This window comes from Saccharopolyspora sp. NFXS83 (assembly GCF_026241095.1).
Classification (GTDB): domain Bacteria; phylum Actinomycetota; class Actinomycetes; order Mycobacteriales; family Pseudonocardiaceae; genus Saccharopolyspora_C.
Genome location: NZ_JAPFGB010000042.1, coordinates 21768 through 39950 on the forward strand (window position 1 = coordinate 21768; position 18183 = coordinate 39950).

General features: G+C 71.6%; 17 protein-coding genes. 11 read left to right on the plus strand and 6 right to left on the minus strand.

Features of this window, described 5'->3' with window-relative positions; genetic code table 11:
- The first annotated feature begins 82 nt into the window (after positions 1-82).
- On the plus strand, positions 83-475 hold the full coding sequence (locus tag OOZ19_RS28590) for a VOC family protein (protein ID WP_266093273.1): 393 nt from the start codon (positions 83-85) through the stop codon (positions 473-475).
- A gap of 37 nt (positions 476-512) precedes the next feature.
- Here OOZ19_RS28590 and OOZ19_RS28595 read toward each other — a convergent pair whose 3' ends face one another.
- Entirely contained in the window at positions 513-3404 is a 2892-nt protein-coding gene (locus tag OOZ19_RS28595) for an FAD-binding and (Fe-S)-binding domain-containing protein (protein WP_266093274.1), read from the minus strand.
- 280 nt (positions 3405-3684) lie between these two features.
- On the opposite strand from OOZ19_RS28595, the gene fabG reads away from it, so the two are divergent.
- The 3 genes from fabG (at position 3685) to OOZ19_RS28610 (ending at position 6336) form a co-directional block, all read left to right on the plus strand.
- Positions 3685-4389: a 3-oxoacyl-ACP reductase FabG gene (gene fabG / locus OOZ19_RS28600; RefSeq protein ID WP_266093275.1), complete on the plus strand. Its 705-nt coding sequence runs from the start codon at positions 3685-3687 to the stop codon at positions 4387-4389.
- 73 nt (positions 4390-4462) lie between these two features.
- Entirely contained in the window at positions 4463-5230 is a 768-nt protein-coding gene (gene fabI / locus OOZ19_RS28605) for an enoyl-ACP reductase FabI (protein WP_266093276.1), read from the plus strand.
- Between the two features lie 77 nt (positions 5231-5307).
- Positions 5308-6336, plus strand: coding sequence for a ferrochelatase (locus OOZ19_RS28610; RefSeq protein WP_266093277.1), 1029 nt, complete (start codon positions 5308-5310; stop codon positions 6334-6336).
- 227 nt (positions 6337-6563) lie between these two features.
- Here OOZ19_RS28610 and OOZ19_RS28615 read toward each other — a convergent pair whose 3' ends face one another.
- Complete coding sequence (locus OOZ19_RS28615; RefSeq protein ID WP_266093278.1) at positions 6564-7181, minus strand: TetR/AcrR family transcriptional regulator; 618 nt, start codon at positions 7179-7181, stop codon at positions 6564-6566.
- A 141-nt stretch (positions 7182-7322) separates the two neighbouring features.
- On the opposite strand from OOZ19_RS28615, the gene OOZ19_RS28620 reads away from it, so the two are divergent.
- Positions 7323-8147: an oxygenase MpaB family protein gene (locus OOZ19_RS28620; RefSeq protein WP_266093279.1), complete on the plus strand. Its 825-nt coding sequence runs from the start codon at positions 7323-7325 to the stop codon at positions 8145-8147.
- Between the two features lie 12 nt (positions 8148-8159).
- Here OOZ19_RS28620 and OOZ19_RS28625 read toward each other — a convergent pair whose 3' ends face one another.
- A complete protein-coding gene (locus OOZ19_RS28625) occupies positions 8160-8933 on the minus strand; it encodes an Rv1486c family protein (RefSeq protein ID WP_266093292.1) in 774 nt (257 codons plus the stop codon).
- 147 nt (positions 8934-9080) lie between these two features.
- On the opposite strand from OOZ19_RS28625, the gene OOZ19_RS28630 reads away from it, so the two are divergent.
- The 3 genes from OOZ19_RS28630 to OOZ19_RS28640 all read left to right on the plus strand — a co-directional run bounded on the left by OOZ19_RS28630 (position 9081) and on the right by OOZ19_RS28640 (position 11668).
- Positions 9081-9887 carry a DUF3097 domain-containing protein gene (locus OOZ19_RS28630; RefSeq protein ID WP_266093280.1) on the plus strand — a complete coding sequence of 269 codons (807 nt, stop codon included), beginning with the start codon at positions 9081-9083 and terminating at the stop codon, positions 9885-9887.
- Between the two features lie 118 nt (positions 9888-10005).
- On the plus strand, positions 10006-10434 hold the full coding sequence (locus OOZ19_RS28635; RefSeq protein WP_266093281.1) for an NfeD family protein: 429 nt from the start codon (positions 10006-10008) through the stop codon (positions 10432-10434).
- Between the two features lie 13 nt (positions 10435-10447).
- Positions 10448-11668, plus strand: coding sequence for an SPFH domain-containing protein (locus OOZ19_RS28640; protein ID WP_266093282.1), 1221 nt, complete (start codon positions 10448-10450; stop codon positions 11666-11668).
- 173 nt (positions 11669-11841) lie between these two features.
- Here OOZ19_RS28640 and OOZ19_RS28645 read toward each other — a convergent pair whose 3' ends face one another.
- Positions 11842-12555, minus strand: coding sequence for a GntR family transcriptional regulator (locus OOZ19_RS28645; protein WP_266093283.1), 714 nt, complete (start codon positions 12553-12555; stop codon positions 11842-11844).
- A gap of 97 nt (positions 12556-12652) precedes the next feature.
- Here OOZ19_RS28645 and OOZ19_RS28650 point away from each other — a divergent pair, with 97 nt between their 5' ends.
- The gene (locus OOZ19_RS28650; protein ID WP_266093284.1) at positions 12653-13900 is read left to right on the plus strand and encodes an MFS transporter; all 1248 of its coding nucleotides are present in this window, start codon (positions 12653-12655) and stop codon (positions 13898-13900) included.
- Positions 13901-13964: 64 nt separating this feature from the next.
- On the plus strand, positions 13965-15404 hold the full coding sequence (locus tag OOZ19_RS28655) for an aldehyde dehydrogenase family protein (RefSeq protein ID WP_266093285.1): 1440 nt from the start codon (positions 13965-13967) through the stop codon (positions 15402-15404).
- Between the two features lie 10 nt (positions 15405-15414).
- On the opposite strand, the gene OOZ19_RS28660 is transcribed toward OOZ19_RS28655, so the two are convergent.
- Both OOZ19_RS28660 and OOZ19_RS28665 read right to left on the minus strand, forming a co-directional pair.
- Positions 15415-16758: an MFS transporter gene (locus tag OOZ19_RS28660; protein WP_266093286.1), complete on the minus strand. Its 1344-nt coding sequence runs from the start codon at positions 16756-16758 to the stop codon at positions 15415-15417.
- Positions 16759-16893: 135 nt separating this feature from the next.
- Positions 16894-17793 carry a LysR substrate-binding domain-containing protein gene (locus OOZ19_RS28665; protein WP_266093287.1) on the minus strand — a complete coding sequence of 300 codons (900 nt, stop codon included), beginning with the start codon at positions 17791-17793 and terminating at the stop codon, positions 16894-16896.
- A 114-nt stretch (positions 17794-17907) separates the two neighbouring features.
- Here OOZ19_RS28665 and OOZ19_RS28670 point away from each other — a divergent pair.
- The coding region (locus tag OOZ19_RS28670; RefSeq protein ID WP_266093288.1) for a putative sulfate exporter family transporter at positions 17908-18183 on the plus strand (276 nt) is incomplete at its 3' end.

Below are 18183 nucleotides of genomic sequence, written 5' to 3' on the forward strand. Positions count from 1 at the left end.
CCGGCCGCTGTCGGGGTGCGACCGGACAATGGCCGCTGGGCCGTCCCGACGGCGGCGCCGACGCGGAGGGAGACGGTCCGGCATGAGGATCAACCTGACGAGCGTGCTCGTCGACGACCAGGACACGGCACTGCGGTTCTACACCGACGTGCTGGGCTTCGTGCTCAAGCACGACATCCCCATGGGCGGCGGACCGCGGTGGCTGACCGTGGTGTCGCCGGAGGACCCGGACGGCACCGAGCTGGTCCTCGAACCGAGCGGCCACCCGGCGGCGAAGCCGTTCAAGGACGCGCTGGTCGCCGACGGCATCCCGTACACGTCGTTCGCCGTCGACGACGTCGCAGCGGAGTACGAGCGGCTCCGCGCGCTCGGCGTGCGCTTCACCCAGGAACCCGTGGACATGGGCCCGGTGACCACGGCGGTGCTCGACGACACCTGCGGGAACCTGATCCAGATCGCCCACCAGACCGGCTGAGGAGCCCGTTCGAGGCGCGGTGATCCGCACCCGTTCGTCAGGCGTCGAGGGCGCGGCGCACGAGCGTGGCGAGGTGCACCGGTTCTGCTTCGGTGGCCTGGCGGATCTGCAGCCGGCAGCTGAAGCCGTCGGCGACGACCGCCGTGCCGGGATCGGCGGCACGCACCGCGGGCAGCAGCGCCTGCTCGCCGCAGGCCATCGACACGTCGTAGTGGCCGCGTTCGAAGCCGAAGTTGCCCGCGAGTCCGCAGCAGCCCGCGTCGAGCACGCGGGCGTCGGTTCCGGTGGCCGCCAGCGCGGCCTCGTCGGCGTCGAAACCGAGCTCGGCGTACTGGTGGCAGTGCCGTTGCACCAGGGCCTTCCCGTCACCGGAGCGCTGCCAGCGCTCGCGGGTGGGCTCGACGTGCTCGGCGAAGGTCTTGGTCGCCGCCGCCAGCGCCCGCACGTCCGGGTCGTCCGGGGCGAGTTCCAGCGCGTCGTTGCGCAGGAACGCGGTGCAGCTCGGTTCGAGCCCGATCACCGGCAGCCCCGCGTCGATCCGCGGTCGCAGCAGCCGCGCCGTGCGCCGAACCACCCGCCGCGCGGTGCCCAGCTGCCCGGTCGACGCCCAGGTGAGGCCGCAGCACACCGGCTCGCGGGGGAGCTCGACGGTGTGCCCGAGTCGTTCCAGCGCGACGATCGCGTCACGGCCGATGTGCGGGTCGAAGTGGTCGGTGAAGGTGTCCGGGAACAGCAGCGCCCGCTGCCCGCCGGGGGCGGCCGGGTGTTCGCGGTGCGCCCACCAGGAACGCAGCGAACGTCCCGCGATCCGCGGCATCTCCCGTTCCGCGGCGATGCCGCCGAGGCGCTTGATCAGCGGCGCCGCCCGGCCGCCGAGCACCGCGTTGGCGAGTGCGGGGGCGAACCGCGCCAGCGCCAGCCACAGCGGCAGGAAACCCATCGAGTAGTGCGAGGCCGGCCGCACCCGGTGGCGGTAGTGGTGGTGCAGGAACTCCGCCTTGTACGTCGCCATGTCGACACCGACGGGGCAGTCGGTCTTGCAGCCCTTGCAGGACAGGCACAGGTCGAGCGCCTCCCGCACCTCCGGCGAGCGCCAGCCACCGCGGATGAGCGAGCCGTTGAGCATCTCGAACAGCAGGTGCGCCCGGCCGCGGGTGGAGTGCTTCTCCTCCCTCGTCGCGCGGTAGCTGGGGCACATCACCCCACCTGTGGTGTTCAGGCACTTGCCCATGCCGACGCAGCGGCGGCTCGCGGGCGCGAGATCACCGTCGTCGGCGTGCAGCGCGAGCGTGGTGCGGGTCGGGATGCGCGGCGGCGCCACCAGCAGCCGCAGGTCGGAGTCGAGCGGGCGCGGGCGCACGATCTGGCCGGGGTTGAGCAGGTCGTCGGGGTCGAAGGCGGCCTTGAACCGTTCGAACTCGCCGATCACCTCCGGCGGGTACATGCGGGCCAGCAGCTCGGAGCGGGCCTGCCCGTCGCCGTGCTCACCGGAGACCGAGCCGCCGTGGGCGACGACGAGGTCCGCGGCGGCCTCCATGAACTCGCGGTAGCGGGCCGCGCCGCCACCGGTGAGCAGGTCGAAGTCGACGCGCACGTGGATGCAGCCGTCGCCGTAGTGGCCGTAGGTGACGCCCTTGCGGCCGAACCGCGCCAGCAGCGCGTCGAACTCGCGCAGGTAGGCGCCGAGCCGTTCGGGGGGCACCGCCGCGTCCTCCCAGCCGGACCAGCGCTCCGAACCGTCGGCCATCCGCGTCGAGTAGCCGGAGCCTTCCTCGCGGATCTTCCACAGCGCGCCCATCCGCGCCGGGTCGGTGTGCACGACGGACTCGGCGCGCGAACCCATGGCCCGGCGGACCCGTTCGGCGGCGTTCTCGGCGTCGCGCACGTCGGTGCCGCCGACCTCCACCAGCAGCCAGCTGCGACCGTCGGGCAGCAGCCGCAGCGCGGGCGAGGCGGGGTTGCGGCTGCGCACCACGTCGACCAGTTCGGAGCTGAGCCCTTCGATGGCGAGCGCGTCCAGCCCGCGCAACCGCGTCACCTGGTCGGCGGCGGCGTAGCTGTCGTCGAACCCGAGCACGATCATCGCGCGGCACGCGGGCACGTCGACGAGTTCCACGGTGGCTCCCAGCAGCACCGCGCAGCTGCCCTCGGTGCCGGTCAGGGCCCGCGCCAGGTGGAAGCCCTGCTCCGGCAGCAGCTGGTCGAGGTTGTAACCGGACACCCGCCGGGTCAGGTCGGGGAACGAGTCGCGCACCAGCTGCGCCGAGGAGTCGCGCAGGTCCCGCAGGCTCCGGTACAGCCGACCGGTGCGGTCGCCGCGCGCGCACAGCGCGTCGAGTTCCGCTTCGGGGGTGGCGCCCGCGGTCAGCCGGGTCCCGTCGGACAGCAGCACGTCCAGCGAGCGCACGTTGTCCACGGTCTTGCCCCACGCCACCGAATGCGTGCCGCAGGAGTTGTTGCCGATCATGCCGCCGAGGGTGCAGCGGCTGTGCGTGGACGGATCCGGGCCGAAGGCGAGCCCGTGCGGTTTCGCCGCGGCCTGCAGCGAGTCGAGCACGACGCCCGGCTCCACTGTGGCCAGTTTGCGCTCGGGGTCGACCTCGAGGATCCGGTTGAGGTACCGGGAGAAGTCGAGCACCAGGCCGGGACCGCAGGCGTTGCCCGCGATGCTGGTGCCCGCGCCGCGCCCGGTGATCGGCACGCCGTGCTCGCGGGCCACGGCCATCGTCGCGGCCACGTCGTCGGCGTGGCGCGGGTACACCACGCCCAGCGGGACCTGCCGATAGTTGGAGGCGTCGGTGGAGTACAGCGCGCGGGTGCCGGGGTCGAAGCGCGCCCGCCCGTCGAGCACGCCGCGCAGCGCGGCGGCGATCTCGGCGGGTTCGGGCCGGTTCGCGGTGGTGGGCCGGTGGTGGGCGGCGGTCGTCATCGAGAGGTGCTCCTGACCAGGATCGGCGCGATCGGTGGGACGGTCCGGGTACGTGCGTGCGGTTCGGATCACGGCTGACTCTGACTGCACCGTAGGGCCTCGGGGCGCCCGGTGGCGGTGTCCACTGTCGGCGCGGCACCACTCTGGAGGTCGTTTTCTGTGCGGAGTGGATGGCAGGGGCGCACGGGTGAACCGATAATGTCGCGGCTGTTCAGGTGAATCGGCTGCGCCGTCGAGGCGCGGGCGTTCACCACGCAGGGCATTCGGGAGGAGATCCACAGTGGGACGGTCCGTACTGGTGACCGGAGGTAACCGCGGCATCGGGTTGGCGATCGCGCGCGCGTTCCAGGCCGCGGGCGACGAGGTGGCGGTCACCCACCGCGGATCCGGCGCCCCGGACGGGCTGCGCGGCGTGCAGTGCGACGTCACCGACGCCGACCAGGTCTCGGCCGCCTTCGACGAGGTGGAGGCCGCGCAGGGCCGGGTCGAGGTGCTGGTGTCCAACGCCGGGATCACCGACGACGGCCTGCTGCTGCGCATGGGTGAGGAGCAGTTCGGCCGGGTCCTGGACGCGAACCTGGCGGGTTCCTACCGGGTCGCCAAGCGCGCGGCGAGCAGCATGCTGCGCCTCAAGCGCGGCCGGATGATCTTCGTGTCCTCGGTCGTGGGGCTGTCCGGCGGGGCCGGGCAGGCGAACTACGCGGCGAGCAAGGCGGGCCTGGTGGGCCTGTCGAGGTCGATCGCCCGCGAGCTCGGCTCGCGCAAGATCACCGCCAACGTGGTCGCGCCCGGATTCGTCACGACGGACATGACCGATCAGCTCAGCGACGAGCGCAAGAAGGAGATCTTCGGGCAGATCCCGCTGGCGCGCTTCGCCGATCCCGAGGAGGTCGCGGGCACCGTGGCGTGGCTCGCCTCGGACGCCGCGGCCTACGTGACCGGTGCCGTGATCCCCGTCGACGGCGGCCTCGGCATGGGCCACTGATCTCCCGGCACCGACCCAGATTTCGTCCGGCCCGCCCGGTGGCGGGCCTCAGCAAGCACAGCGGAGGAAGTACGTGAGCGGATTGCTCGAAGGCAAGCGGATCCTGATCACCGGCGTGATCACCGACGCGTCGATCGCGTTCCACGCGGCCAAGATGGCGCAGGAGCAGGGCGCCGAGGTGGTGCTGACCGGGTTCGGCCGGATGAGCCTGGTGGAGCGCATCGCGGGCCGGTTGCCCAAGCCCGCGCCGGTGCTGGAGCTCGACGTGACCAGCGCCGAGCACCGCGACAGCCTCGCGGACCGGGTGCGCGAGCACGTCGACGGCCTCGACGGCGTTCTTCACTCGATCGGGTTCGCCCCGGCGTCCTGCCTGGGCGGCGATTTCCTGGAGGCGCCGTGGGACGACGTGTCCACGGCGCTGGAGATCTCGGCGTACTCGTTCAAGTCCCTGACCACCGCGACGCTGCCGCTGCTGTCGGAGGGGTCCTCGATCGTGGGCATGGACTTCGACGCCCGCGTCGCGTGGCCGGCCTACGACTGGATGGGCGTGGCGAAGGCGGCGCTGGAGTCCACCAGCCGCTACCTGGCGCGTGAGCTGGGGCCGCAGGGGATCCGGGTCAACCTGGTCTCGGCGGGCCCGGTGCGCACGATGGCCGCGAAGTCCATCCCGGGCTTCTCCGGCCTGGAGGACACCTGGTCCGAGCGGGCTCCGCTGGGCTGGGACGTCAACGACCCCACTCCCGTCGCGCGGTCGATCTGCGCGGTGCTGTCGGACTGGCTGCCCAAGACCACCGGTTCCATGGTCATGGTCGACGGCGGTTTCTCCGCGCTGGGCGCGTGAGACAGGTGGGGCGTGCGCCGGCCGCGCACGCCCCACCCGCGTGAGCGGCCGATCCCGCTCGGGGCCATCATGGTCAGGTGAGTTTCGATGCGCTGCTGTTCTTGTCGTTCGGTGGACCGGAAGGCCCGGAAGAAGTCCGGCCGTTCCTGGAGAACGTCACCAGAGGCAGAGGCGTGCCGCCGGAACGGCTCGACGAGGTCGCGGAGCACTACCACCACTTCGGCGGGGTGTCGCCGATCAACCGCCTCAACCGCGAGGTCATGGCCGGCCTGCAGGAGCAGCTGCGCGCCGAAGGCCGCGACCTGCCGGTGTACTGGGGCAACCGCAACTGGCACCCGATGATCGAGGACACCGTGGCGCGCATGGCCGAGGACGGCGTGCGCCGAGCACTGGTGTTCCCCACTTCGGCGTGGGGCGGGTACTCGGGCTGCAAGCAGTACCACGAGGACATCGTGCGGGCCCGCGAAGCGGTGGGGGAGCAGGCCCCGGACCTGGTGAAGCTGCGCCAGTTCTTCGACCACCCGCTGTTCGTGTCCGCCAACGCCGACGCGGTGCGCCGCGCCTACGCGGACCTGGGTGATGCCGAGGCCCGGCTGGTGTTCACCGCGCACTCCATCCCGCTGCGCGCGGACTCCGCCCAAGGCCCCGACGGGCGCCCCGAGTGGTATTCGCGGCAGGTCGCCGAGGCCGCCCGCCTGGTCGCGGAGGAAGCGGGAGTGGAGACCTACGACGTGGTCTGGCAGTCCCGCTCCGGCCCGCCGCAGATGCCGTGGCTGGAGCCGGACGTGGTCGACCACATCGAGGACCTGCACGCCAAGGGGGTCGCCTCGGTCGTGGTGAGCCCCATCGGGTTCGTCTCCGACCACCTGGAAGTGGTGTGGGACCTGGACAACGAGGCCGCGGAGAAGGCCGCCGAGCTCGGCATGGGCTTCGCCCGCGCCGGTACCGCCGGGGACGACCCGCGGTTCGCGAAGATGATCGTGGAGCTGATCTCCGAGCACGTCGACGAGGTCCGCCCCCGCAAGCTCTCCCTGATGCCCGCGGCGGGCTGCGGGCGCAACGGTGAAGCCTGCTCGCCGGGCTGCTGCACCTCCGTCGACGGCTGACCTCCTGCGATTCCGCTTCCGGGACGGGCGCGCGAGGCGCCCGTCCCGGAAGCGTTCCGCGGCCTCGCGTTCACCGGGGGAATGTGGTCAGCGGCGCCGGCAGTGGGCGATGACCGGTAGCGGCGCGCACCCGAGCCGCTCGTAGAGCTCCCTGACCGGGACTCCCGTCGGTCCCGATCTCGACCATCTCGGCGCCTCGGGCGTGCTCGCGGACCGGCTCGCGCCGATCAGTGCGGGGAGACGTCGCCGACGGCGAGGAAGATGTTCGTGCAGTGCTCGACCAGGGCCTCGCGTTCGATGCGCAGGGTGCCGTCGAGCCAGGCGGTGAGCGTCTGGGCGAGGCCGCCGACGGCGAACTGGCTGAGCACCTCCAGGTCGGCGCTGTCGGGCAGGCCGTAGAAGTCCTTGGCCTGCCCGCCGAGCAGGCCCACGAACAGCAGCGTCGAGCGCTGCCTGCGTTCGGCGAGCGCCGCGCCCGCCTGCGCGGAGAACAGCAACCGGCCGCGACGCGGATCGTCGCCGACGATGCCCACGAGGGTGCTCAACCCGGCCCGCGCCTTCGCCCGCGCGTCGAACGGGGCTTCGGCGACCGCGGCCAGCGTGCGGTGCGCGAGGTCCTCGATGACGTGGTCGTAGACCGCCGCGGCCAGCGCTTCGCGGTCGGTGAAGCTCTCGTAGAAGTAGCGGGCGGCGAGTCCGGCCTGCTTGCACGCGCCGCGCACCGACAACGTCGCTTCGTCGGACCCCAGCAGGTCGAGGCCCGCTTCGAGGAACTGCGCCCGCCGCTCGGCCTTGCGGTCGTCGCCTTCGACGCCGCCGTACACGCGCAGGGAAGACGGCTGCATGCCGCCATCTTGGCATCTCGCGGGGGAGCGCGGCCTTGACACGCTCCCCGGAGATCGGTTCCATATCTGCTAACGGGCGTGAGCAGAGTTCGCCGGGCAGAGCCGCCCGAGCGGACGCCCGGTAGCGGAGGAGACGGACCGATGGCAGTTCCCACCGAATCGCGAGTGCGCGAGGACGAGCTGATCGTCGGCGCCGGCCTGCTGGCGGGCGGCGCGAACGTGATCATGCAGCTGGCCCGGCCGGGCGTCGGCTACGGCGTCGTCGAGAGCGAGGTCGACAGCGGCAACATCTTCAAGCACCCCATCAAGCGGACCCGGACCACGCTGACCTACCTCGCGGTCGCGTCCATGGGCACCGACGAGGAACGCGCCCTGTTCCGGCGCGCCACGAACCGATCCCACGCGCGGGTGCGCTCCACCGAATCCAGCCCGGTGTCCTACAACGCGTTCGACAAGAACCTGCAGCTGTGGGTCGCGGCGTGCCTCTACCGCGGTGTCGAGGACGTCTACACGATGCTCGTCGGCGGCCTCACCGACGCCGAGATCGACGAGCTCTACCAGCGCTCCGCCACGCTCGGCACCACGCTGCAGGTCACCGACGACATGTGGCCCGCCGACCGCGCGGAGTTCGAGCGGTACTGGAACGACGCGCTGGAGCAGGTGCACGTCGACGACACGGTGCGCCGATACCTGCACCAGATCGCGGTGCTCGGATTCATGCCGCGCTACGTCAGCGCCCCGCTGGGCGGGTTCAACAAGTTCCTCACCACGGGATTCCTGCCGCAGCGGTTCCGCGACGAGATGCGCCTGCCCTGGAGCGACCGCGACCAGCGACGCTTCGACCGGCTGATGCGGGCCATGGGCACCGTCATCCGCCGGTTACCGCCGGTGCTGCGCCAGTTCCCGTTCAACTACTTCCTGTGGGACGTGCGCCGCCGCATCAAGGCGGGCAGCCCGCTGGTGTGAGCCGCCCGCGCCTCAGTGCTTGCTGGCGCTCTCGGCGAGCACCCGGACCATCTCCGCGATCGAGGCCCGGCGCGCGGCGCGCACCGAGTCGAACAGCGGGCGCAGGGCCTCCGTGCGAGCTCGGGTCGCCGAGGCCGAGAGCGCTCCGCCGGGGGCGTCGTCGGTGGCCACCCACAGGATCGCCTCCACCTCGGAGGCGCGCTGCAGGATCCGCAGCGGTCGCTGCGGCACGTCCTCCGGCCACGGCGGCTTCGGGCGGTCGGCGACGGTCGAGGCGATCTCGTCGCGCACACCGGGGCGCCGCTTGGCGATGTCCAGGTCGATCAGCGTGCTGGCGGCCTCGCGCATCGCCGAGGACATGCCGTGCTCGGCCTCGCCGATCGGCAGGTGCTCGGCCGGGGGGAGCTCGCCGATGGGGAACACGGTCCAGCGCAGGATGCCCTCGGCGACCGCCTCCGGGACCAGGCCGAGACCGGCCTCGGGCAGGATGGCCGCCTCACCGCGCCGCAGCGCCTGCTTCGAGAACGGGCTCGCGGTACCGAGGCCCCGGACGTCGCCGGGGACCGGGAGGGCCAGTTCTCCGTCGGTGGCGCCGGATTTGCGCAGCGCCGCCAGCAGCAGCGCGGGACCGGCGGGGGTGTCCTGGGGGCCGGGAAGATCCAGCCGGGCGGCGAGTTCGTCGTCGGCGGCGCGCACTTCCTGCGACTCGCCCCAGATCTGCAGAGCGTCGAGCACGTCGTCCGCGGCGGTCGCACCGTGCAACCACGCGGACGCCCACACGACCATCGTTGCGCTTGGGCATGGCACGGTAAGGAAGAGTACGTATCCCGCACGCGGATTTCCGCCGGGGGGCGGTCCGGTGTGGGCCGCGTCGCCATCCTCCCGCGGCGCGCCGCGGACCACGCGTCTCACCCGGATGAGTAAGGTTCGCGCGTGCGTTCGGTCAACTACGGCAACGACATCCTGTCCTCCGGTCGCAAGCGCCGCGAGATCCCCGAGGTCCCGGCCGAGCCCGGCCTGGTGGTCGAGGACCCGGCGAGCGGCTTCTGCGGCGCGGTGCTGCGCGTGGAGAAGGGCAACGTGGTCCTGGAAGATCGCCACGGTGCGCGGCGGCTGTTCCCGATGCGCCCCGCGGCGTTCCTCTGCGAAGGGCGACCGGTCACCCTCGTGCCCGCTCCCGCCACCGCACCCACCGCCACCCGCACGTCGGCCTCCGGGTCCGTCCACGTCGACGGCCTGCGGGCGCGGGAGGCGCGGGGCAGCCGGATCTGGGTCGAGGGGCTGCACGACGCCGAGCTCGTCGAGCGGGTCTGGGGCCACGACCTGCGGGTCGAGGGCGTGGTGGTGGAGCCGCTGCACGGCGTGGACGACCTGCCCGGCCTGCTCGCCGAATTCGGCCCCCGCGCGGGACATCGGGTCGGAGTGCTCGTCGATCACCTGGTCGAGGGCAGCAAGGAGTCCCGGCTCGTCGAAGGCATCACCGATCCGCACGTGTGCGTCACCGGCCACCCGTTCGTCGACGTGTGGGAGGCGGTCAAGCCCGCCTCGGTCGGCATCGAGGCATGGCCGCGGGTTCCGCGCGGGCAGGACTGGAAGGAAGGCGTGTGCGCCGCGCTCGGCTGGGGCGAACCCGCCGACGGGTGGCGGCGGGTGCTCGGTTCGGTCGGTGGGTTCCGGGACCTGGAGGCCCCGCTGATCGGCGCGGTCGAGCGGTTGATCGATTTCGTGACCGAGGCCTGATTCCGGCGCCCGCGCGCCACGCGGACGGTCGAGCGGGCCCGTGCCCACCGGTTCTGCCAGGTTGATCACGTCGAGCGAATTCGCACACAAGGCAGGTGGGCTCTGCCACGATGGACGCATGGCCTCGCTCGTGTGGTTGATCGTCGGATTGCTCCTGGTGGCGGCCGAAGTGCTGTCCGGGGAATTCGTGCTCGTCATGCTGGGCGTCGCCGCGCTGGGGACGGCGGGCGCGGTCGCCCTCGGGGCGCCGGTCTGGGTGAGCGCACTGGTGTTCGCCGGGCTCGCCGGGGGACTCGTGCTGGGGGCGCGCCCAGCGCTCAAACGGCGGTTCGAGGTGGGCAACGAGCTCAAGACCAACGTGGACGCGCTGCTGGGGAAGCGGGCGACCGTGGTGTCCACGGTGGACCACCAGGGTGGCCGGGTCCGCATCGACGGGGACGTGTGGTCGGCCCGCACGCTGAACGAGGCCGAAGTCTTGGAGACCGATACGACGGTGCTGGTGATGGAGATATCCGGCGCCACCGCCATCGTGTCGGCACAACCGTGAACTGGAGGGCGAAGTGGGTCCTGGATTGATCGTGCTGGTGGTCGTAGTACTGCTGGTGATCGTCGTCGTGGCCAAGTCGGTGCTGGTGGTTCCGCAGGCGCAGGCATCGGTGGTCGAACGGCTGGGCCGGTTCCGCACCGTGGCCGCACCGGGGCTGAACTTCCTGATGCCGTTCCTGGACCGGGTGCGGGCGAAGATCGACCTGCGCGAGCAGGTGGTGTCCTTCCCGCCGCAGCCCGTGATCACCCAGGACAACCTGACGGTGTCCATCGACACCGTCGTGTACTTCCAGGTCACCGACTCGCGTTCGGCGGTCTACGAGATCTCGAACTACATCATCGGCGTGGAGCAGCTGACCACGACGACGCTGCGCAACGTCGTCGGCGGCATGAGCCTGGAGGAGACGCTGACCTCCCGCGACCAGATCAACACGCAGTTGCGCGGCGTGCTCGACCAGGAGACCGGGCGCTGGGGAATCCGGGTCGCGCGGGTCGAGCTCAAGGCCATCGATCCGCCGCCGTCCATCAAGGATTCGATGGAGAAGCAGATGCGCGCTGACCGGGAGAAGCGCGCGATGATCCTCAACGCCGAGGGCGCGCGGGAATCGGCCATCAAGACCGCGGAAGGGCAGAAGCAGTCCCAGATCCTCGCCGCGGAGGGCGCCAAGCAGGCGTCGATCCTCGGCGCCGAAGGTGAGCGCCAGTCCAGCATCCTGCGCGCCCAGGGCGAGCGGGCCAGCCGCTACCTGCAGGCGCAGGGGCAGGCGAAGGCGATCGAGAAGGTGTTCGCGGCGGTCAAGCGCGGCAAGCCCACTCCGGAGCTGCTGGCCTACCAGTACCTGCAGACCTTGCCGCAGATGGCGCAGGGCGACGCGAACAAGGTGTGGGTGGTGCCCAGCGACTTCAACAAGTCGCTCGAAGGCTTCGCTCGGATGCTCGGCGCGCCCGGCGAGGACGGCACGTTCCGCTACGAGCCGCCGAAGGAGGAGCCGCCCACCGACCGTCCGGAGGACGAGGAGGAGTCGGTGGCCGCGTGGTTCGACACCTCGTCGAACCCGGAGGTCGCCGAAGCGGTCCGGGCCGCGGAGGAGGTGGCGCGCAAGGAGGTTCCGAGCGCCACGTCCGGGCTTTCCGGCGGCCAGGCGCTGTCCGGTGGGACGGACGCGCCGCAGGCGATCAGCGGGGAGACGGGAGCCCTCGGGCAGCCGCCGGCGGGCGGCACGTCCCCGGCGTGAGGTAGTTCCGGGCCGAAGCCCGGCCGAGTGGGCGGCGTTCGCGCCGCCCACTCTTTTGTGATCATGAGTTTATTGCCACGATTACTTCAGTGTCGAGTGAAACCAATGATCTGAAGATCAAAAAGAAGAACCGCGACGACCAGGGGAGCTCGGTCCGCCGGTCGGGGTGAGGTTCAGGCGGGGTCGTCGAGCATCGGGCCACCGGCGACGCCGAGCGCGTGCAGGACGCCCAGCAGGTGTCCGCGCAGCAGCGTTTTCGCCGTCTCGGCCTCGCCGTCGCGCAGGGCCGCCGCGACCTGGGTGTGCTGGTGGTTGATGTGCGGCTGCCAGTCCTGGGTGCGGGCTCCGGCGGTGATGCGCAGCTGGCGGTCGCGCAGGGCGGTGTAGAGGTCGTCGACGATGGGGTTCGCGGCGGCGGCGACGAGCCGGGCGTGGAAGTCGCGGTCGGTCTCGTGCATTTCCGAGGCGCTGAGGGCGCTGCTGTCGCAGGCGGGGTGCGCGGTGAGTTCCCGTCCGACGGTGGCCATCGCCTCGGGGCCTTCGGCGGCGAGCTTGTCGATCGCGAAGCTCTCCAGGGCCAGGCGGGCTTCGAGCACGGCGCGTGCTTCGGTGGGGGTGACCGGGACGACGAGGGCTCCGCGCTTGGGGTAGAGGCGCAGGAAGCCTTCGGTCTGCAGCCGGAGGAAGGACTCGCGCACCGGGGTGCGGGACATGTTCAGCGCGGTGGCGACCTCGCCTTCGGACAGCAGGTGGCCGTCCGGGTAGGTGCCGTCGAGCAGTCCCGCTTTGACGTGCTGGTACGCCCGATCGGCGGCGGGCGGTCCGGTGCCCGCTGAGGCGGGTTCGGTGGCTGGTCCGGTCCGGGGTTCCGGTGTTGCGCTCGACACGCGCCCATAGTACTGATCCGCATCTTGTATCTATGGTGGATACAAGTCGAGGAAGGTGGGTGTTCCGGTGTCGGTCGGTGTTGCCGGGGATCAGGCAGTGGCGAGATCGGCCGCGCCGCCGCGCGGTGCGTGGCTGGTGTGGGGCGTGGGCGCGGCGTGCTACTTCGTGGCGTTGTTCCACCGCGCGAGCCTCGGGGTCGCGGCGCCCGACGCGCTGGTGCGGTTCTCCGCGGGCCCGGGGGTGCTGGCGCTGTTCTCGGCACTGCAGCTGGGGGTGTACCTGGTGCTGCAGGTGCCGTCGGGTCTGCTGGCGGACCGGATGGGGCCGCGCCGGGTCATCACCGGTGGTGTGGTGGCGCTGGCGGTGGGCTCGGCGGTGTTCGCGGTGAGCGGTTCGATCCTGGGCGGGGTGACCGGCCGGGTGCTCATCGGCATCGGTGACGCGTTCATGTTCACCAACGTGCTGCGGGTCGCGGCGCAATGGTTCCCGGCGGACCGGTACGGCCGGGTCGCGGCGTTGACGGGCCTGGTCGGCGGGCTCGGGCAGGTGCTGTCCACGGTGCCGCTGACGGCGGCGCTGCACGGGCTGGGGTGGATGTCGACGTTCCTCGGTGCGGCGGTGTTGACCGCGTTGCTGGCGGTGGTCGCCGCGGGTGTGATCCGGGATCGTCCGGCCGGTGCGGTCGTGGAGGCCGCCGGCGACGTGGGTGAGCGGATCGGGCGCACGTTGCGGCTGGTGGTGGCGCAGCGCGGGACGAAGCACGCGTTCTGGGTGCACTTCGTGCTGCTGTCGCAGTTCTTGGCGATCACGACGTTGTGGGGTGCGCCGTGGCTGACGGGTGCGCAGGGCGTGGCCGGTGGCACGGCGGGCGCGCTGCTGCTGGTGTCGGCGGTGGGGTTCATCTTGGGCTCGCTGGTGGCCAGCCAGTGGATCGCGGGCAGGCCGCGTCGGCGAGAGCGCTACACGTTGGCGATGTCGGTGCTGGTCGTGCTGGCGTGGGTGGTGATCGTGGCGTGGCCGGGCGTGCTGGGCGCGCCGCTGCTGGTGGTGGTGCTGGCGGTGCTCGGTTTCGGTGGTGGCGCGGCGATGCTGGCGTTCGACGGTGCGCGGGAGGCCAATGCGGTGCACCGGTCGGGGGCCGCCTCCGGCGTGGTGAACATGGGCGGGTTCCTGGCGGCGGTGTTGATCCAAGTGCTCGTGGGTGCGGTGCTGGAGGTCGTGTCGGTGCTGCCCGCGGTGGCGGCGTACCGGTGGGCGTTCGTGCCGGTGGTCGTGCTGCTGGTGGTGGGTACCGCCGGGCAGTGGTGGTGCCGGTCGCGTCCGGTGGGGGCGCGGCGCGGCTGAGCTGCGGGGCAGTGGGTCGCGGTTAGGGTCGGCGTGATCGGTTTCGTCGGTCGGAGGAGGTCGTGTGTCCACTGCGCTGGAGCTGCGGAACGTCGTGGGCGGGGGTCGTGCGGGGGCGGTGTCGGGAGAGACGTTGCCGTTGGTCGATCCCAGCAGTGGGGAGGAGTACGGCAGGTCTCCGTTGACCCGGTGGACCGATGTCGATGAGGTGATGGGCGTCGCGGCGTCGGCGTTCGAGCAGTGGTCGGCGGCGACGCCGGGGCAGCGGCAGCGGTCGTTGTTGCGGGTGGCGGACGCGGTGGAGGCGTCCGCGGAGCGGTTCGTGGTGGCCGAGTGCCGGAACACGGGCAAGCCGTGGGAGGTGGTGCGGGGGGTGGAGTTGCCGCGGGCGGTGGATCTGCTGCGGTTCTACGCGGGGGCCGCGCGGCTGCAGGAGGCGGGCGCGGGCGGGGAGTACGAGGCGGGGTGCACGTCGTTCGCGCGCCGCGAGCCGATCGGGGTGTGCGCGCAGGTCACGTCGTGGACGCATCCGTTGTTGCTGGCGGTGGCGCGGGTGGCGCCGGCGTTGGCGGCGGGCAATGCGGTGGTGCTCAAGCCGGCGGAGACGACTCCGGTCAGCGCGGTGTTGTTGGCGGAGCTGGCGGCGGAGGTGTTGCCGGCGGGGGTGTTGAACGTGGTCTGCGGGGATCGGGACAGCGGCCGGGCGATGGTGGCGCACGAGGTGCCGGGGATGTTCTCGATCACCGGGACGGTGCGGTCGGGCATGGAGGTGGCCGGGTCGGCGGCGGCGGATTTGAAGCGGGCGCACCTGCAGTTGGGTGGGAAGGCGCCTGCGGTGGTGTTCGACGATGCGGATGTGGGTCGGGCGGCGCGGGGGATCGCGTCCTCGGCGTTCGGTGGGGATGCGGGGCAGAGTTGCACGGCTGCGAGCCGGGTGTTGGCGGGTCCTGGGGTGTACGAGGAGTTGGTGGCGGCGTTGGCCGAGCAGGCGGAGGTGTTGCGGCCGGGGCCGCCGCAGGATCCGGATGCTGCGTTCGGTCCGCTCAACAGCGCGGGGCAGCTGGAGTTGGTGGCCGGGTACGTGGAGCGGTTGCCGGAGCATGCGCGGGTGGTGGCCGGTGGGCGTCGGCGGGCTGGGCGTGGGTTCTTCCACGAGGCGACGGTGGTGGCGGATGTGGAGCAGGGTGATGAGCTGGTGCAGCACGAGGTGCTGGGGCCGTTGGTGACGGTGCAGCGGTTCGGTTCGGAGGCCGAGGCGGTGGCGTTGGCCAATGGTGTGCGCTACGGCTTGGTGGCGAGCGTGTGGACGCGTGATCATGCGCGTGCGTTGCGGATGTCGCGGGCGTTGCAGGCGGGCACGGTGTGGGTGAATGTGCATCGGCCGTTGGTGGCGGAGATGCCGCACTCGGGGTTCAAGCATTCGGCGTCGGCGCGGGATTTCGGGCGGTTCGGTTTGGAGGAGTACAGCCGGATCAAGCACGTGATGTCGGCTTTGGACGGGTGAGCGGGTGCGGTCAGGTGGTGGCCGAGGTCCGCTGGTCGTCGAGGCGGTCGAGGTCGTGGAGTGAGGCGCCGCGGGTTTCGCGGGCGCAGGCGACGGCGATGAGGGTGATCGCGGCGCCTGCGGCGAGGTAGGCGGAGATCGGTGTTGAGCTGCCGTAGGTGTCGAGCAGGGCGACGGCGATGATGGGGGCGAGGGAGCCTGCGACGATCGAGGTGACCTGGTAGCCGAGGGAGATTCCCGAGTAGCGCATCCGGGTGGGGAACATTTCGGCCATCATCGCGGGCTGTCCGGCGTACATGAGGGCGTGGAAGAGCAGTCCGATGGTGATCGCGGCCAGGATGGCCGGGTCGTGTCCGGTGTCCATCATGGGGAAGGCGAAGAAGCCCCAGGTGGCGGTGAGTGCGGCGCCGAGGGCGCTGACGGGTCGTCGTCCGATGCGGTCGGCGAGTGCGCCGACGAGGGGGATCGCGGCGAAGTGGATGAGGTGGGCAAGCAGCATCAGCCAGAGGATGCCGGTGGTGGTCTTGCCGACCACGACGCTGAGATAGGTGATCGAGAAGGTCGCCAGCAGGTAGTACATGAGGTTTTCGCCGAAGCGCAGTCCCATGGCGGTCAGGACGCCGCGCGGGTATCGGCGGAGTGCTTCAAACACGCCGTAGGCGGGGGCGTCGGTGCGGGCGGCTTCGGCTTGTGCGGCGGTGAAGATGGGGGCGTCGGTGATGCGGGTGCGCACGTAGTAGCCGATGAGGACGATGACGGCGGAGAGCCAGAACGCGACGCGCCAGCCCCAGGACAGGAAGGCCTGTTCGGACAGGGTCGTGGTGAGGCCGAGCAGGACGACGGTGGCGAGCAGGTTGCCCATGGGGACGCCTGCTTGGGGCCAGCTGGCCCAGAAGCCGCGTTTGTCGTCGGGGCTGTGTTCGGCGACGAGCAGGACGGCGCCGCCCCATTCGCCGCCGACGGCGATGCCTTGGATGAAGCGGAGCACGACGAGGATGGCGGGGGCGAGGTAGCCGATGGATTCGAAGGACGGGATGCAGCCCATGGCGAAGGTGGCGATGCCGACCATGATGAGGCTGACCTGCAGGAGGGTTTTGCGGCCGTACTTGTCGCCGAAGTGGCCGAACACGAGTCCGCCGAGGGGGCGTGCGGCGAAGCCGACGGCGTAGGTGACGAAGGCGGCGAGGATGGCGTCGAGTTCGTTGCCGCCTGCGGGGAAGAACAGTTTGCTGAACACGAGCGTGGCGGCGGTGCCGTAGAGGAAGAACTCGTACCACTCGACGACGGTGCCTGCCATGGAGGCGGCGACGACTCTGCGGAGCCCGGTTCGTTCGGGCACGGGTTGAGACGTCATGTGGGCTCCTCGGTTCACGGTCGACCCGCGCCGGTCGTTGATCGGCTCAGTCTGCGTGCGCCTCGTTGCAAAGACAATGGCCGATGTGCAACTCGCGCATGCATCTGGTGGTGACGTGCGAGGGGTGGTGCCTGTTCAGGCGGTGTCGCTGAGCGCGGTGGACAGGAGCGCGGCGGCGGGGCCGGTGAGGCGGTGCCCGGCGCGCCACACGGCGTGCAGGGGGCGGTGCAGGTCGATTCCGGCGATGGGGATTTCGACGACTTGTCCGGTGCGGAGGTCGGGGTCGACGGCGAGGGCGCTGAGCACGGCGGGTCCGGCGCCGGCGACGACGCTGTTGCGCACGGCGGTGGTGGAGTGCAGTTCGAGCAGTGGTTCTGCGGGGGTGGCGCCGGTGCTGGCCAGCGCGCGTTCGAGGGTTTCGCGGGTGCCGGAGCCGTGTTCGCGGACGATGAGGGGTGTGGCGGCGAGTTCGGCGGGGTCGAGGGGTGTGCGGCGTCGGGTCCAGGGGTGTGCGGGTGGGGCGACGACGGCCATGCGGTCGCGGGTCAGGTAGCGCGCGGAGAGGCCGTCGGGGACGTCGGGGGTTTCGAGGAAGCCGAGGTCGGCGCGGTCGTGGCGGACGGCTTCGGTGACGGTGGCGGAGTTGGCGCTGTCGAGTTCGAGGCGCAGTTCGGTGAAGGCGGTGCGCAGGGTGGTGAGCCAGCGCGGCGCGAGGTAGTCGGCGATGGTCATGCTGGCGGCGACGCGGAGGCGTTGCTGGTGGCGTGCGCGCAGGGCGTGGACGCCTGCGGTGAGGGCGTCGAGTTCGGTGAGGACGTGGCGGGCGTGGTCGAGCACGGTGCGGCCTGCGGGGGTGAGGGTGGCGCCGCGGCGGGTGCGTTCGACGAGGTGCAGGCCGAGTCCGCGTTCGAGGCTGGTGAGTCGTTTGCTGGCGGAGGGCTGGCTGATGCGCAGTTGGGCGGCGGCGGCGCCGATGCTGCCGAGTTCGCTGATGAGCACGAGTAGCCGCAGGGACGTCGGGTCGGGGTCGGCCATGCAGCGACTGTAGCTCTGCGGGATGCGGTGGGGCCGGTGTCATGCACTGCGGCTATGAGGACCTGTGCGGTTTCCGGCTACCGCGGGGGTGGCCGGGCGGGCGAGGGTCGGTTGATGCGGATGTCGATGAGCGCCGGGCCGGGTGTCGTGCGGGGGCGGTTGCCGGGGGTGCTGGTGACGGTGGGCGCGGTGGTGGTGGCGTCGGTGGTGGCGTCGCTGGTTCCGGGTGTGGGTGTGGTGACCGCGGCGGTGGCGTTGGGGGTGGTGGTCGGCAACGTGCCGGGGTGTCCGGGTGCGGCGGCGCCGGGGTTGGCGTGGGTGTCGAAGGTGGTGTTGCGGGCGGGTGTGGTGCTGTTGGGTTTGCAGTTGGCGGTGGGGCAGGTGCTGGGG